We start from the raw sequence: 13,757 nt of genomic DNA, 5'->3' as shown, positions 1-13,757 counted from the left end.
CCCGCGCGATGGTGTCGGCATGAACGACCACACCGACCACTCGGCAGTGGTGTCCGGCAAGCGCGTCGCCTACTGGGCCGAAGGCGACGGCGGGACGCCGCTGCTCCTGCTGCACGGATTTCCGCAGACGCGGCTGGCCTGGCGGCACGTCCTCCCGGCGCTGGCCGCGGACCGACGGGTCGTCGTGGCGGATCTGCCGGGCTACGGCGACAGCGACCGGCTTGGCCCGGGGCCGGCCGGGTTCGACAAGGCGGTGGTGGCCGAGCACCTGGTGGCCTTCATGCGGGAGCTCGGGCACGACCGGTTCGCGGTGGTCGGGCACGACCGGGGCGGGCTGGTCGCCTTTCGTGCCGCCCTCGACCACCCCGAGGTGATCACGCACGTCGGGGTGCTCGACATCCTGCCGACCGCGGACAACTGGGCGGCGCTGCGCGGACCGGCGGGCGTCTTCGCGTTCCACCTGTACCTGCTCGCGCAGCCGGACGACTTCCCGGAGCGCTTGCTGGGCCGTGCGCCGGACGTCTTCTTCGGGCACTTCCTGGACGGCTGGACCAAGGTGTCCGGGGCCATTCCGCCCAACGTGCGCGCCGAGTACCTGCGGGCATGCGGTCGTCCGGAGACCATCGCGGCGATCTGCGACGACTACCGGGCGAGCGCGTTCGTCGACGACGAGCGCGATCGCGTGGATCAGGAGCGTGGGGCGCGGCTCGCCATGCCGGTGCTCGCCGCCTGGCAGGACCCGTGTGACGTGCGATTGCCCTTCGACCCGGCGGCGATCTGGCGGTCGTGGGCCGGTGAGCTGACCACCGAGGTCATGCCGTGCGGGCACTTCATCCCGGAGGAACAACCGGAACGCCTCATCGCGGCGATCCGGGAACTCCTGCGCGGCTAGCGCCCGAAGTCGGTGGCGAACCAGCGGGCGATCGACGTCTCCGGGAACTCGTGGGGCCGGTAGGTGCCGGCGACGCGTTCGACGTCGTCGACGCGGTCGAAGCGGAAGAGCCGCCAGTCCTCCCGGTCCTGGTCGTAGCCGACGAGGTACGAGTGCGCGCCGCGCAGCACGTGCCGGTACGGGTCGACCAGGCGTCGCGACGTGCGGCCGGACTGGTCGCGGTAGGTGAACCGGATCCGGCCCTGCTCGGCGATCGCGTCGGCCACGGTGCCGAGCATGGACGCGGGCACCCGCGTCGAGTCCGCGAGAACCTCGGTGGCCAGGTCGGTGGCGCGCAGGCGGCGGGCCAGCCGGCGGGGCAGCACGCGGCTGAGCTTGCCCAGCGCGCGGTCGGCAACGTCGTCGCCGTCGTCGCCGTCGAGGCGGGCCTGCACCAGACGCAGTCCCGCGATCACCACGGTGATCTCGTCCTCGTCGAACAGCAGCGGCGGGATCGACGACCCGGCGGCCAGCCGGTAGGTGCCGCCCGGACCCGGACGCGTCTCGATGCGGTAGCCGAGCTGGCGCAACCGGTCCGCGTCCCGGCGCACCGTGCGGGTGCTGACGCCGAGGCGGTCGGCGAGCACCGCACCCGTGTAGTCCGCGCCCGATTGCAGCAAGGACAGCAGGTGCAACGCCCGCGAAGCCGGGTTCCTGGCCATGGCTCCACAGTGACATGAGATGCGGACAGTTCCTGACCGCATCCGCTCGTAGCGTCGAGGCATGCGTATCGCAGTCACGACTCCCAACGGCAACGTCGGCAGGCACGTCGTCCCCATGCTGGTCCGCGCGGGTGTCCGCCCGCTCGTGCTGGCCCGCCACCCCGACCGGCTCGGCCCCGACCTGCTGGCCGAGGTCGACACGGTCACCGTCGACCAGCGCGACCCCGACGCGGTGGTGACCGCCACCGCGGGCGTGGACGCGCTGTTCTGGGTGGACCCGTCGACCGCCGGCCCCGATCCGCTCGGCGACTACGCCCTGGCCACCGAGGCCGTCGCGCGGGCGGTCCGCGAGAACGGCATCGCACGCACGGTCTTCCAGAGCAGCGTCGGCGCGGAGAAGCGCCACGGCGTCGGTGAGATCGACGGTTTGGCGCGCACCGAGGAAGCCCTCGACGCGATCGGCTCGGCCGTCACCCACCTGCGGTGCGGGTTCTTCTTCAGCAACCTCGTGTTGCAGCTGGAGGCGATCCGGGCCGGCGAGATCCCGATCATCCTGCCGCCCGACCAGCCGATGGCGTGGGTCGCGCCGCGCGACATCGCCGAGGTGGCGGTGACCCGGTTGCTGAACACCGAGTGGTCCGGCCGCCACGTCCAAGCCGTGCACGGCCCGGCCGACCTCTCCTGGGCCCGTGCCGCCGAGATCGTCTCGGCGGTCCTCGGCCGGGAGGTGCGGGTCCGGCGCATCGACGATGCGGCCATGCGGTCGTTGCTCGGCGCGTCGGGCATGACGGACGGCCTGGTGGAGGCCGTGCTCGGCATGTCGACCGGCCTGCGCGGGGACTTCGTGCCGGAGCAGAAGCGAACCGTGCACACGACGACCGAGACGACGCTGGCGGCGTGGGCCTACGAGGTCTTGCGACCACTGGTCTGACCGCGGTCGTGCTGAGCGACCTGTTCAGTTGTGGGTTTGCCTCCTTCGGTCAGGTGGTTGCGGACCTGCCGCTCGGCGAGCGGCAGGCATCGTGGAGCCGCATGGGTAGGCCATGATGAGTGGAGTGCAGAACCGATTTGCTGTTGTTCCAGCGGCGTACTTGTACCTCCTGGACGGGGATCGGGTGTTGTTGCAGCTGCGGCAGAACACCGGCTACATGGACGGGTTCTGGGCGGCGGGCGCGGCCGGGCACGTCGAGTTGCACGAGACCGCCGCCGCGTGTGCCATCCGGGAGGCGAAGGAAGAGCTGGGCATCGTCCTTTCGGCGGGCGACCTCGAGCCGGTGACCGTCATGCAGCGCACCGACGGGACGTCCAACCCCGAGGAGCAGCGGGTCGACTGGTTCTTCGTCGCGCGGCGGTGGGCGGGCGAGCCTCGGGTGGGCGAGCCGCGCAAGTGTGCCGAACTGCGCTGGCACGAGCTGACCCGGTTGCCGGAGCCGATGCCGCCGCACGAGCGGGCGGTTCTGCGGGAGCTGGCCACCGGCACGCCCGCACCCTTCTCGCACCACGGCTTCCAGGACGCGTGAATGTCGGTGGGGCGTGGTGTGCTCGTCCCGGAACCGGACATGTGGAGGTAATCGATGGACGCCGAGGAGACCAAGCCGTTCGCGACGGTGGCGGACTGGCACGCGTGGCTCGACGAGAACCACGACACGTGCAGCGGGATCTGGTTGAAGCTCGCCAAGAAGGCGTCCGGGGTCCCGTCGGTGACCTACGCCGAGGCGCTGGACATCGCGTTGCGGTACGGGTGGATCGACGGGCAGAAGAAGTCGGTCGACGACGTCTGGTGGACGCAGCGGTTCACGCCCCGGCGCAAGGGCAGCAAGTGGTCGAAGATCAACCGGGACAAGGCGGTGGAGTTGATCGAGGCCGGGTTGATGATGCCCAGCGGGTTGCGGGAAGTCGAGGCGGCGAAGGCCGACGGTCGCTGGGAGGCCGCGTACGCGGGCCAGCGCACCTCGACCGTGCCCGACGACCTCGCCGCCGCGCTTGCCGCGAAACCCCGCGCCCAGGCCACCTTCGCGGCAGCGAACTCGCAGAACCGCTACGCCATCCTGTATCGCGTGCAGGACGCCAAGAAGCCGGAGACGCGGGCGCGCCGCATCGAGAAGCTGGTGGCCATGCTGGACGAGGGGAAGCTGCTGTATCCGTGAGGTCATGGGTCCAGCTTGACCGCCGCGGAACGGTTTCGGGGGCGCGGAAGGCGATCTGTGGACAACTGGTCGCCTGTGGACAACTCGCGGGCGAGGCGACCCCCGGCCGCCCCGCCCGCACCACCCTCATGCCCGGGTGAACGCCTCCTTCAGCTTCACGCGGGCGCCCGTGCGCATCACCGCGTTGCGGTACATCCGCCCGGAAAGCCAGACCAGCGCCGGGATCGCGACCAGCATCAGCACGACGGCGAGCCCCGCCTCCCAAGCGGGAACGCCGCCCATGGCCAGCCGGATCGGCATCATCGTCGGCGAGAACACCGGCAGGATCGACAGCACCTCGCACAGCTTGTTCGTCGGGTCGCCCGGCAGGATCGACACCCCGAGCACGTAGCCGAGGATCACGAACATCAGCACCGGGCTGACCACGCCACCGACGTCTTCCTGGCGTGACACAAGGGATCCCGCCGCCGCCAGCACCAGCGCGTAGGCGAAGAACCCCAGCAGGAACCACACCACGAGCCAGACGACCGTGCCCAGGGCCGCCGACACGGAGATGGTCAACGCCCCGGTGCCCAGCGCGGCGAGGATGCCCGCGCCGCCGATCAGGACCATCTGGACCAGCCCCAGCGTGCCGATCCCGAGCACCTTGCCCGCCATCAGCTGCCACGGCCGCACGGTGGCGAGCAACAACTCCACCACGCGACTCGACTTCTCCTCGACCACGCCCTGCGCCACGGCCTGCCCGTTGATCAGCAGGGACATGTAGATCAGGATCCCGGCGATGATGCCGAGCACGAGCTGCTGGCCGCCGTAGTTGTGCGGTGGCTCGATCGACTGGACGTCCACGCTCGCGGTCGCGACGGCCTGGTTCACCTTCACCGGATCGCCGTGCTGGCTCAGGATTTCCTGGTTCTGCGCGAGCTGGCCGGCAAGCACGTTCAGCGCGGTCCGCAGCTTGTCGTCGAGGTCCTGCTTGACCAGGACCCGGACCTTGGTGCCGTCGCCGATCAGCAGCGCGTCCAGGTCGCCGTCGCGCACCTGGTCGCGCCCGGCCGCCTCGTCGACGGTCTTGGTGTCGACCGACTCGCCGACGGTCTTGGCCGCCACCTGCACGGGCTGCGCGAGCGGCGCCGTGGCCTGGGTGACGCCGATCGTGGCGTCGGGGCCGCTCCCGGAGAGCAGCTTCGCGACGATGGCGCCCGCGACCAGCAGGACCATGGTGGCCACGGTCGAGACGATGAACGCCTTGGACCGGATCCGGGTGTTGATCTCCCGCCCGGCGACCAGGCCGACCGCGGCGGCGGGCCCGATGCGGACGTCCTTGTCGGGATTCGTCATGCCGCTTCCTCTTCCTTCGGCTCGACCACGACGCTGCGGAAGAGCTCGGTCAGCGATTCCCGCCGGTGGGTGAACTCGCGCACCGGCCCGGTGGCCAGCGCGGTCTTCAGGACCTGCTGGTCGTCGGCGCCGTCGTCGAGCTCCAGCACGGTGCGGCTGCCGTTGTGCTCCTGCACCGTGACGCCGGGCAGCCCGTCCGCCCAGCCCCGCTGGGCCTGCGGTGCGTCCACGATCAGCCGCACGGAGCCACCCGCGAGCAGTTCGTCGACCGTGCCGCACGCGACCATCTCGCCGCTGCGCACGATGCCCACGCGGTCGCACAGCCGCTCGACGAGGTCCAGCTGGTGGCTGGAGAACACGGTCGGCACGCCGGTGGCGACCTTCTCGCGCAGCACCTCGCTCATCACGTCGACCGCGACCGGGTCGAGGCCGGAGAACGGCTCGTCGAGCACGAGGATCTCCGGGTCGTGCACCAGCGCCGCGGCCAGCTGCACGCGTTGCTGGTTGCCGAGGCTGAGCGTCTGCACCTCGTCGCCCGCTCGGTGGGCGACCCCGAGCCGCTCGGTCCACTCGGCGACCGAACGCTTGGCGGCCGACGCGGACAGGCCGTGCAGCCGGGCCAGGTAGCTCAGCTGTTCGCCGACCTTCATCTTGGGATAGAGCCCGCGTTCTTCCGGCATGTAGCCGATGTGCCTGCGTGTCTCGTCGGTGATCGGCTTGCCCTGCCAGCGGACCTGGCCGCCGTCGGAGGTCAGCACGCCGAGCGCGATCCGCATGGTCGTGGTCTTGCCCGCGCCGTTGCTGCCGACGAAGCCGAACAGTTCCCCCGCACGGACGTCGAACGTCATCTCGCGCAGCGCGACCACGTCACCGAACCGTTTGGAGACACGGTCGATCTCCAGGCTCGCGGTGTCCGTCATCTGGTCTCCCCATGTGTGGTGGCCACCGAGCCGTGGTCGGTGGCGCTGGATAAAGTGATATCACAATGATAGAGTTGTGCCAACTTGGTTCGAGAGGGGACAGCGATGAGCGAGGCGGAGGCCGGGCAGATCACCGAGATCGCCATGGACATGCCGGCGCCGAAGGTCACGGAGCGGCCCGCGTTCGGTTCGCCGGGCGGGCCGATCGTGATCGCGGGCGTGCTCGGTGTGCTCGCGGGCTTGGCGTTGGCGGGGCTGGGGATCCGCGCGGTGGCGACGCACAGTGCCGGGCTCGGCATCGTGTTGATCGTCGTGGGGGCGTTGCTCGCGATCGCATCGGTCATCATTCTGGGCGGTCTGAACGTGGTCTCGCCCGGCGAAGCACGCGTGGTGCAGTTCCTCGGCCGCTACACCGGCACCATCCGCACCGACGGCCTGCGCTGGGTCAACCCGTTCACCACGCGGCGCAAGGTGTCGACGAGGATCCGCAACCACGAGACCGGGGTGACCAAGGTCAACGACCTCGACGGCAACCCGATCGAGATCGCGGCCGTCGTGGTGTGGCACGTCCAGGACACCGCGCAGGCACTGTTCGAAGTGGACGACTTCGAGGAGTTCGTGGCGATCCAGACCGAGACCGCGGTGCGGCACATCGCCAACAGCTACCCGTACGACGCGCACGGCGAGAACCAGCTTTCCTTGCGGGACAACGCCGAGGAGATCACGTCCAAGCTGTCCGACGAGATCGGCATGCGGGTCAAGGCGGCCGGGGTGAAGGTGATCGAGTCCCGGTTGACCAGGCTCGCGTACGCGCCGGAGATCGCGTCGGCGATGCTGCGCCGCCAGCAGGCCGGTGCGGTGGTCGCGGCCCGCGCGCGGATCGTGGAAGGTGCGGTCGGGATGGTGGAGCTCGCGTTGACCAAGCTGGCCGAGCAGGACGTGGTCGAACTGGACGAGGAGCGCAAGGCGGCGATGGTCTCCAACCTGATGGTCGTCCTGTGCAGCGACCACGACGCGCAACCCATCGTCAACACTGGTTCGCTCTACCAGTAGGCCGATCCGTGCCGACCGAGCGCAAGAAGCTGCTGCTGCGGCTCGATCCCGCGGTGCACGACGCCCTCGCCCGCTGGGCAGCGGACGAGTTGCGCAGCACCAACGCGCAGATCGAGTTCCTGTTGCGGCGCGCGCTGGCCGACGCCGGCCGCATGCCGGGCAACGTCGAGCGCATCCGGCCGAGGGGACGGCCGCGCACCACCGAGGACGAGACCTAGGGGTACCCAATGGACAACGAGTACACGTTGGCCGAACAGGCTTTCCTGCTTTGCTACAACCTGGACAAGCAGCGCATGACCCGCACCGATCACGTCGACTACCTGGTGCGCGCGGCGGCGCTGGTCGAGCTGTACCAAGGCGGCCAGATCGAGGACCGCAACGGCAAGGCCGGGCCCGCGCGCGGGGCGTCGGTGCGTGACCAGGCGCTCGCCCCGGTGCTCGACGAGATCGGCCAGGCGCCGAACAAGTCGTGGAAGCACTGGGTGCGCCACAACGCGAAGGCGACCAAGCGGGCCGTGCGCGCCGGGCTGGTCGACAAGCGGGCCGTCGCCGTCGAGCAGGGCCGGGTGCTGCTGGTCTTCCCGCACACGACCACGACCGTGAAAGACACGCGCGCGGTCAAGCAGGTGCGGGCGAAGGCCAAGGACGCGTTGCGCCAGCCATCCGCGCAGGTGGACCCGGCTGGGGCCGCGCTGGTGGCGCTGGCGGCGGCGGTCGAACTGGGGTTCGTGCTCGACCGGCGGACGCGCCGGGAACACAAGGCGCGGATCAAGCAGTGCATGGAGATCGCGGGTCCGGCGGCGGCCGGGCTGCGCAAGCTGATCCAGCAGCGGCGCTCGGGTGCGATCGCCGGGGCGAGCGCGGGAGCCACCGCCGGTGGGAGCTGACGTGGGGGAGGTTGCCGTGGCGCACAGCATCGCGGCCCGGCTGTACCTGTTGTGCTACGACCTGGATCGGCAGCGGATGACCGGCCGGGACCGGATCGGCCTGCTGACCAGCGCCGCGGCGCTGACCGAGCTGTACCTGTCCGGGCACCTGATCGACCAGCACGGCAAACCGGCGCCGGGCGCGGCGTGGGACGCCACCGACCCGGTGCTCGGCGAGGTGCTGACCCTGGTGGCCGGCGCGCCGGGCCGGCGGTGGAAGCACTGGGTGCGCAGGCAGGCGAAGCCGACCCACCTGGGCGTGCGCACGCGGCTGGCCGAGGAGCGCGTGATCGGCGTGCGGCACAGCAAGCTGCTGGGCGTCTTCCCGCACACGACGATCACGATCCGGGACCGGCGGCTGGCCAAGCAGGTGCGCGCCGACCTGAACCGGGCGCTGCGGGAGCCGCTGTCGCGGGTGACGTCGGCCGACGCGGCGCTGGTCGCGCTGGCGGCGACGATCGAGGTGCGCGCGGTGCTGCCGGCGCGGGTGCGGCGGGAGCACAAGGTGCGGATCCGGCAGTTCGTGGACGACTCGGGACCCGCCGTAGCCGCGCTGCGGTCGTTGATCAAGGAGAAGGCGGCCTCGGCGGGCGGCTGACCCTGCTCGGCGGGGGAGTTTTCCACAGGTAGGGAGTTGTCCACAGATCCGTTGTGACGCCGTTGCGCGGGCCACGGACCGGTAGACTGGACTTGGGGTCGCCCCCCGGGAGGGTGGGGGCCTGCTTTCCTTGGGGCGCAACACTTTCGGGTGGTCCGGGCGGGCTGGATGCGGGCGGCGCGGGGTGGTTCGGCGGCGGGTGCGCGTTAACCAGGAGCGGGCCGCGCCGGGCCTTGCCTATGCTGGATGCCGGTATGGGTACGTCTACGGGTACGTCCGAGCGCTCGCCGGGCGCCGATCTCCGCAACCGCCTCTCCGCGTTGATGCTGCGCGACGAGCGGCGGCTTCGGCGTCGGCTCGACGGGGTGCGCAAGATCCGCGACGCGGCCGCGCGGGCCAAGGTGCTGGGCGAGCTGGCCGCCGAGTTCGACAAGGCCGAGCAGCGGGTCGCGGCCCGCAGGGCGTCCGTGCAGGACATCAAGTACCCGGCGGACCTGCCGGTCAGCGCGCGCAAGGACGACATTGCCGCGGCCATCCGGGACAACCAGGTCGTGATCGTCGCCGGGGAGACCGGGTCGGGCAAGACCACCCAGCTGCCGAAGATCTGCCTCGAGCTGGGCCGGGGCGTGCGCGGGACCATCGGGCACACGCAGCCCCGCCGCCTCGCCGCGCGCACGGTCGCCGAGCGGATCGCGGAGGAGCTCGGCGACGAGCTCGGCGGCACCATCGGCTACCAGGTGCGGTTCACCGACAAGGCCAGCGACGACACCATGGTCAAGCTGATGACCGACGGCATCCTGCTCGCCCAGATCCAGCACGACCGGCTGCTCACCCGCTACGACACGCTCATCATCGACGAGGCCCACGAACGCAGCCTCAACGTCGACTTCCTGCTCGGCTACCTCGCCCAGCTGCTGCCCAAGCGCCCCGATCTCAAGGTCATCATCACCTCGGCCACCATCGACCCCGAGCGGTTCTCCCGGCACTTCGGCGACGCGCCGATCGTCGAGGTGTCCGGGCGCACCTACCCGGTCGAGGTGCGCTACCGCCCGGTCATCGACCCGGACGACCCGGACGCCGACGAGGACCGCGACCAGACCCAGGCGATCATCGACGCGGTCGGCGAGCTGTCCAAGCTGCCGCCCGGCGACATCCTGGTGTTCCTGTCCGGCGAGCGCGAGATCCGCGACACCGAGGACGCGCTGAACGCGCTGAAGCTGCGCGACACCGAGATCGTCCCGCTCTACGCGCGGCTCTCCTTCGCCGAGCAGCACAAGGTCTTCCAGCCCCACCGCGGGCGCCGGGTCGTGCTGGCCACGAACGTGGCCGAGACCTCGCTGACCGTGCCCGGCATCAAGTACGTCATCGATCCCGGCACCGCCCGGATCTCCCGCTACAGCAACAGGTTGAAGGTCCAGCGGCTGCCGATCGAGCCCGTCTCGCAGGCCTCGGCGAACCAGCGCAAGGGCCGCTGCGGGCGCACCTCGGACGGCGTGTGCATCCGCCTCTACAGCGAGGACGACTTCAACGCTCGGCCCGAGTTCACCGACCCGGAGATCCTGCGCACGAACCTCGCCTCGGTGATCCTGCAGATGGCCGCGGCCGGGCTCGGCGAGATGGCGTCGTTCCCGTTCATCGACCCGCCCGAAGCCCGCAACATCGCCGACGGCGTGAACCTGCTGCAGGAACTCGGCGCGCTCGACCAGGGCAAACACGACCAGCGCAAGCTCACCGACCTCGGCCGCAAGCTCGCGCAGCTGCCGGTCGACCCGCGCATCGGGCGGATGGTGCTCGCCGCCGCCGACCAGGGGTGCGTGCGCGAGGTGCTGGTGATCGCCGCCGCACTGTCCATCCAGGACCCACGGGAGCGGCCGGCCGACCACCAGCAGGCCGCCGACGAGGCGCACAAGCGGTTCGCCGAGCCGGATTCGGACTTCCTGGCGTTCGGCAACCTGTGGAACCACCTGCGCACGCAGCAACGCGAGCTCTCCGGCAACCAGTTCCGCAAGGCGTGCCGGACGCAGTTCCTGAACTACCTGCGGGTCCGCGAGTGGCAGGACGTGCACGGGCAGCTGCGCCAGATCGTGCGCAACCTCGACATCGCGATCAACGAGCACGACGCGGCGCCGGACGCGGTGCACCGGGCGCTGCTGGCCGGGCTGCTGTCGCACGTCGGTCTCAAGGAGACCGCGGACCGCGAATACCTGGGCGCACGCAACGCGAAGTTCGCGATCTTCCCCGGCTCCGGCCTGGCGCGCAAACCACCGCGTTGGGTGATGGCCGCCGAGCTGGTCGAGACCTCGCGGCTGTGGGCGCGGGTGGTGGCCCGCATCGATCCCGACTGGATCGAGCCGCTGGCCGGGCACCTGGTGAAACGCACCTACAGCGAGCCGCACTGGGAACGCAAGCGCGGCGCGGCGACCGCCCTCGAACGCGTCACGTTGTACGGCATCCCGATCGTGGTCGGGCGCAAGGTCAACTACGGCGGCATCGACCCGGAGCTGTCCCGCGAGCTGTTCATCCGGCACGCGCTGGTCGAGGGGGACTGGTCGACCAACCACCCGTTCTTCCGCGCGAACCGGGAGCTGCTCGGCGAGGTCGAGGAGTTGGAGCAGCGCGCACGGCGGCGCGACATCCTGGTCGACGAGCAGACGCTGTTCGACTTCTACGACAAGCGCATCGGGCCGGAAGTGGTGTCGGCGCGGCACTTCGACACGTGGTGGCGCAAGGCACGCAAGCAGGACCCGCACCTGCTGGACTACACGCCGGAACTGCTGGTCAACGCCGACGCGGCGCAGGTCAACGCGCAGGACTACCCCGACTTCCAGCAACGCGACGCGCTGACGTTGCCGCTGTCGTACGAGTTCGAGCCGGGCCGAAGCGACGACGGCGTGACCGTCGAGGTCCCGCTCGCGGTGCTGAACCAGCTCGACGGCGACGCGTTCGACTGGCAGGTGCCGGGCCGGCGCGAGGAACTGGTGACCGCCTTGCTGCGCTCGCTGCCGAAACCGTTGCGCCGCAACTTCGTTCCCGCGCCGGACTTCGCGAAGGCGTTGCTGGCGCGGATCGAATGGGGTGCGGCGCCGCTGCTGGAGACCCTGTCGGACCGGTTGCAGGCCATGACCGGCATCCCCGTCCCGCTGGATTCCTGGGACGCCGAGCGGGTGCCGGAACACCTCAAGACGACCTTCCGGATCACCGACACCGACGGCAAGGTCGTGGCGGAGGGCAAGGACCTCGAGGCGTTGAAGCAGCGGCTGCGGCCGAGCCAACGCGAAGCGTTGTCCACTGTGGTCAGCGGGATCGAGCGGTCGGGGCTGACCTCGTGGGACCTGGATGCGTTGCCGCAACAGGTTTCGCGGGAGATCGGCGGGCACGTGGCGACCGGGTACCCGGCGCTGGTGGACGCCGGGTCGAGTGTCGACGTGCGGGTGCTGGACACCCGGGAGGCGCAGTCCGCGGCCATGTGGGCCGGGACTCGGCGGCTGTTGTTGCTGGGGGTGTCGTCACCGAACAAGCACGTGGTGCGGTCGCTGTCCAACCGGGCGAAGCTGGAGCTGTCGGACAACCCGCACGGCAGCGTGTCGGCGTTGCTGGAGGACTGCGTGCGGGCTGCGGCGGACGAGCTGATCCGGCGCGCCGGCGGTCCACAGTGGACCCGCGAAGGGTTCGAGAAGCTGCGTGAGGCCGTGCGTGCGGGGTTGCCCGGGCTGACCTTGGACGTGCTGGGTCAGGTGCAGCGGGTGCTGAACGAGCACCGCGCCGCCCTGGCCGCCGCCGACCGGGTGATCGAGACGCCGCTGGTCCGCGAGTCCCTTGCGGACAGTCGCGCGCACATGAGTTCGCTGGTGTACGACGGCTTCGTCGCCTCGACCGGGGTCGTGCACCTGCCTGACGTGGTCCGGTACCTGCAGGCGGAGCGGGTGCGGCTGGACAAGCTGCCGAGCAACCCGCAGCGCGACCAGCAGTGGACCCGCCAGGTGCACCTGGTCGACGACGAGTACCGCGAACTGCTCGCCGAGGTGCCCACCGACCACGAACCGTCGCCCGCGTTGCGTGACATCCGGTGGATGATCGAAGAGCTGCGGATCAGCTACTTCGCGCAGACCATGCGCACGGCGTTCCCCGTGTCGGAGAAGCGGATCCACCGCGCGATGGACGCGCTCTGAGTCAGTCGACGACGTACCAGTTGTCGCCCTGGTACTCGAGGACGGTGTCGCCGAGCTCCGCCTCCGTGAACGTCACGGACGCGCGGATGGCGCTCGCCGGGACCTCCACCTTGCCGCCGTGCGTGGCCACCTTCGCCGGATCGACGGTGGCGGTGCGCAGTGCCGACTTCTGCTTGGCGGAGATCATGCTCAGCATGCCGGTGAACGCCTTCTCGCACGAGCCGACGCCTTCCGCCTCCGCCTTCTTCATGGCCGGACCCGCTATCACGCAGAGCGTCTTGAGGTCACCGCGGCCCAGGGCGTGCAGGAGATCTTCCATCCGCTTGATCGCCCCCGCGGTCGTCTTCGCCGCTGCGGCGGACGTGGTCGGTGCGGTGGACGAGGTCGATGGCGTGGACGTCATCGGCGGCGCTGAGGACATCGAGGCCGCCGAGGACGCCGAGGATGTCGACGGCTGGGTCGAGGCCGGAGTGCCTGCGGTCTGGTCGTCGCCAGGACCGCAAGCGGCGACCGTCAGGGCCGCACTGGCCACAATGGACAACAAAACACGTCGGTACATCGGTGATCCCCTGTAGTCGCTGCCTCGGCGGTCGAAGGCTAACCCGCGAACACGAGTGCGGCACCCGATGCTGGATATTCCTGGACGACCTAGTCCGCGAGTCCGGGCAGGTGGTAGCCGGTGTGGTCGTCCCAGTCGATCGCGATGTCGTCGAGGGTGAAGCGCCAGTCGGCGTCCGGGATGGCGCTGCGCAGCTCGGTGACCGCGGCCAGCCAGTGCACCAGCGCCGGGACGACCTGGTCCTCGTCGGCGGGCAGCTTCGTGGACCCGGCCAGCACCTCGCCGTCCTCGACGCGGTCGTAGAGGTTGAGCCCTTCGGCGTCCGCGAACGGCGCGCCCGTGTTGTAGGTGTCCACGACCTGGTGCACGGCCGTCTGCTCGGCCTCGGTCAACGGAACCGGGCGGCGGGCGGTGTAGTACAGCGAGACTCCCATGTGCGGCAGCCTAGTGGCGC

15 protein-coding genes are annotated in these 13,757 nt (G+C 70.5%); 10 read left to right on the top strand and 5 right to left on the bottom strand.

Annotation, left to right across the window (positions count from 1 at the left end; all coding sequences use genetic code 11):
* The first annotated feature begins 19 nt into the window (after positions 1 to 19).
* Positions 20 to 892: an alpha/beta fold hydrolase gene (locus EV186_RS02005; RefSeq protein ID WP_133847362.1), complete on the top strand. Its 873-nt coding sequence runs from the start codon at positions 20 to 22 to the stop codon at positions 890 to 892.
* On the opposite strand, the gene EV186_RS02000 is transcribed toward EV186_RS02005, so the two are convergent.
* Positions 889 to 1,593: a helix-turn-helix transcriptional regulator gene (locus tag EV186_RS02000; RefSeq protein WP_133847361.1), complete on the bottom strand. Its 705-nt coding sequence runs from the start codon at positions 1,591 to 1,593 to the stop codon at positions 889 to 891. The two genes, EV186_RS02005 and EV186_RS02000, sit on opposite strands and share 4 nt — an antisense overlap.
* 61 nt (positions 1,594 to 1,654) lie before the next feature.
* On the opposite strand from EV186_RS02000, the gene EV186_RS01995 reads away from it, so the two are divergent.
* The 3 genes from EV186_RS01995 (at position 1,655) to EV186_RS01985 (ending at position 3,740) form a co-directional block, all read left to right on the top strand.
* On the top strand, positions 1,655 to 2,524 hold the full coding sequence (locus tag EV186_RS01995; RefSeq protein WP_133847360.1) for an NAD(P)H-binding protein: 870 nt from the start codon (positions 1,655 to 1,657) through the stop codon (positions 2,522 to 2,524).
* A 112-nt stretch (positions 2,525 to 2,636) separates the two neighbouring features.
* Positions 2,637 to 3,113, top strand: a complete 477-nt coding sequence (locus tag EV186_RS01990; protein WP_341814124.1) for an NUDIX hydrolase — start codon at positions 2,637 to 2,639, stop codon at positions 3,111 to 3,113.
* 54 nt (positions 3,114 to 3,167) lie between these two features.
* A complete protein-coding gene (locus EV186_RS01985) occupies positions 3,168 to 3,740 on the top strand; it encodes a YdeI/OmpD-associated family protein (protein WP_133847359.1) in 573 nt (190 codons plus the stop codon).
* Between the two features lie 126 nt (positions 3,741 to 3,866).
* On the opposite strand, the gene EV186_RS01980 is transcribed toward EV186_RS01985, so the two are convergent.
* Together EV186_RS01980 and EV186_RS01975 are read right to left on the bottom strand one after the other, a co-directional pair.
* Positions 3,867 to 5,078, bottom strand: a complete 1,212-nt coding sequence (locus EV186_RS01980) for an ABC transporter permease (RefSeq protein ID WP_133847358.1) — start codon at positions 5,076 to 5,078, stop codon at positions 3,867 to 3,869.
* Positions 5,075 to 5,998: an ABC transporter ATP-binding protein gene (locus EV186_RS01975; RefSeq protein ID WP_133847357.1), complete on the bottom strand. Its 924-nt coding sequence runs from the start codon at positions 5,996 to 5,998 to the stop codon at positions 5,075 to 5,077. Before EV186_RS01975 ends, EV186_RS01980 begins: the two co-directional genes overlap by 4 nt.
* Positions 5,999 to 6,103: 105 nt before the next feature.
* On the opposite strand from EV186_RS01975, the gene EV186_RS01970 reads away from it, so the two are divergent.
* The 5 genes from EV186_RS01970 to hrpA all read left to right on the top strand — a co-directional run bounded on the left by EV186_RS01970 (position 6,104) and on the right by hrpA (position 12,744).
* A complete protein-coding gene (locus EV186_RS01970) occupies positions 6,104 to 7,051 on the top strand; it encodes an SPFH domain-containing protein (RefSeq protein WP_133847356.1) in 948 nt (315 codons plus the stop codon).
* Positions 7,052 to 7,059: 8 nt separating this feature from the next.
* Complete coding sequence (locus EV186_RS01965; protein ID WP_133847355.1) at positions 7,060 to 7,269, top strand: type II toxin-antitoxin system antitoxin; 210 nt, start codon at positions 7,060 to 7,062, stop codon at positions 7,267 to 7,269.
* Between the two features lie 9 nt (positions 7,270 to 7,278).
* Positions 7,279 to 7,938 carry a GOLPH3/VPS74 family protein gene (locus EV186_RS01960; protein ID WP_133847354.1) on the top strand — a complete coding sequence of 220 codons (660 nt, stop codon included), beginning with the start codon at positions 7,279 to 7,281 and terminating at the stop codon, positions 7,936 to 7,938.
* Between the two features lie 16 nt (positions 7,939 to 7,954).
* Positions 7,955 to 8,575, top strand: coding sequence for a GOLPH3/VPS74 family protein (locus EV186_RS01955; protein ID WP_166658989.1), 621 nt, complete (start codon positions 7,955 to 7,957; stop codon positions 8,573 to 8,575).
* Positions 8,576 to 8,829: 254 nt separating this feature from the next.
* Positions 8,830 to 12,744, top strand: a complete 3,915-nt coding sequence (gene hrpA, locus EV186_RS01950; protein ID WP_133847352.1) for an ATP-dependent RNA helicase HrpA — start codon at positions 8,830 to 8,832, stop codon at positions 12,742 to 12,744.
* A gap of 1 nt (position 12,745) precedes the next feature.
* Here the strand turns inward: hrpA and EV186_RS01945 are convergent, their stop codons facing one another.
* On the bottom strand, positions 12,746 to 13,063 hold the full coding sequence (locus EV186_RS01945) for a hypothetical protein (protein WP_133847351.1): 318 nt from the start codon (positions 13,061 to 13,063) through the stop codon (positions 12,746 to 12,748).
* A 4-nt stretch (positions 13,064 to 13,067) separates the two neighbouring features.
* Between EV186_RS01945 and EV186_RS01940 the strand changes: the two genes are divergently transcribed.
* The gene (locus tag EV186_RS01940; protein ID WP_133847350.1) at positions 13,068 to 13,319 is read left to right on the top strand and encodes a hypothetical protein; all 252 of its coding nucleotides are present in this window, start codon (positions 13,068 to 13,070) and stop codon (positions 13,317 to 13,319) included.
* A 73-nt stretch (positions 13,320 to 13,392) separates the two neighbouring features.
* Here EV186_RS01940 and EV186_RS01935 read toward each other — a convergent pair whose 3' ends face one another.
* A complete protein-coding gene (locus EV186_RS01935) occupies positions 13,393 to 13,737 on the bottom strand; it encodes a hypothetical protein (RefSeq protein ID WP_133847349.1) in 345 nt (114 codons plus the stop codon).
* Positions 13,738 to 13,757: the final 20 nt, after the last annotated feature.

Origin of the sequence: Labedaea rhizosphaerae (assembly GCF_004362825.1) — a bacterium.
GTDB lineage: Bacteria > Actinomycetota > Actinomycetes > Mycobacteriales > Pseudonocardiaceae > Labedaea > Labedaea rhizosphaerae.
The sequence above is the reverse complement of the archived record's forward strand: the minus strand, read 5'-3'. Positions and strand labels throughout refer to the sequence as shown.

Bases quoted from the DNA above. Each gene is read 5' to 3' on its own strand.
- EV186_RS02005 (WP_133847362.1), top strand. From the start codon at position 20: ATGAACGACCACACCGACCACTCGGCAGTGGTGTCCGGCAAGCGCGTC.
- EV186_RS02000 (WP_133847361.1), bottom strand. From the start codon at position 1,593: ATGGCCAGGAACCCGGCTTCGCGGGCGTTGCACCTGCTGTCCTTGCTG.
- EV186_RS01995 (WP_133847360.1), top strand. From the start codon at position 1,655: ATGCGTATCGCAGTCACGACTCCCAACGGCAACGTCGGCAGGCACGTC.
- EV186_RS01990 (WP_341814124.1), top strand. From the start codon at position 2,637: ATGATGAGTGGAGTGCAGAACCGATTTGCTGTTGTTCCAGCGGCGTAC.
- EV186_RS01985 (WP_133847359.1), top strand. From the start codon at position 3,168: ATGGACGCCGAGGAGACCAAGCCGTTCGCGACGGTGGCGGACTGGCAC.
- EV186_RS01980 (WP_133847358.1), bottom strand. From the start codon at position 5,078: ATGACGAATCCCGACAAGGACGTCCGCATCGGGCCCGCCGCCGCGGTC.
- EV186_RS01975 (WP_133847357.1), bottom strand. From the start codon at position 5,998: ATGACGGACACCGCGAGCCTGGAGATCGACCGTGTCTCCAAACGGTTC.
- EV186_RS01970 (WP_133847356.1), top strand. From the start codon at position 6,104: ATGAGCGAGGCGGAGGCCGGGCAGATCACCGAGATCGCCATGGACATG.
- EV186_RS01960 (WP_133847354.1), top strand. From the start codon at position 7,279: ATGGACAACGAGTACACGTTGGCCGAACAGGCTTTCCTGCTTTGCTAC.
- hrpA (WP_133847352.1), top strand. From the start codon at position 8,830: ATGGGTACGTCTACGGGTACGTCCGAGCGCTCGCCGGGCGCCGATCTC.
- EV186_RS01945 (WP_133847351.1), bottom strand. From the start codon at position 13,063: ATGGAAGATCTCCTGCACGCCCTGGGCCGCGGTGACCTCAAGACGCTC.
- EV186_RS01935 (WP_133847349.1), bottom strand. From the start codon at position 13,737: ATGGGAGTCTCGCTGTACTACACCGCCCGCCGCCCGGTTCCGTTGACC.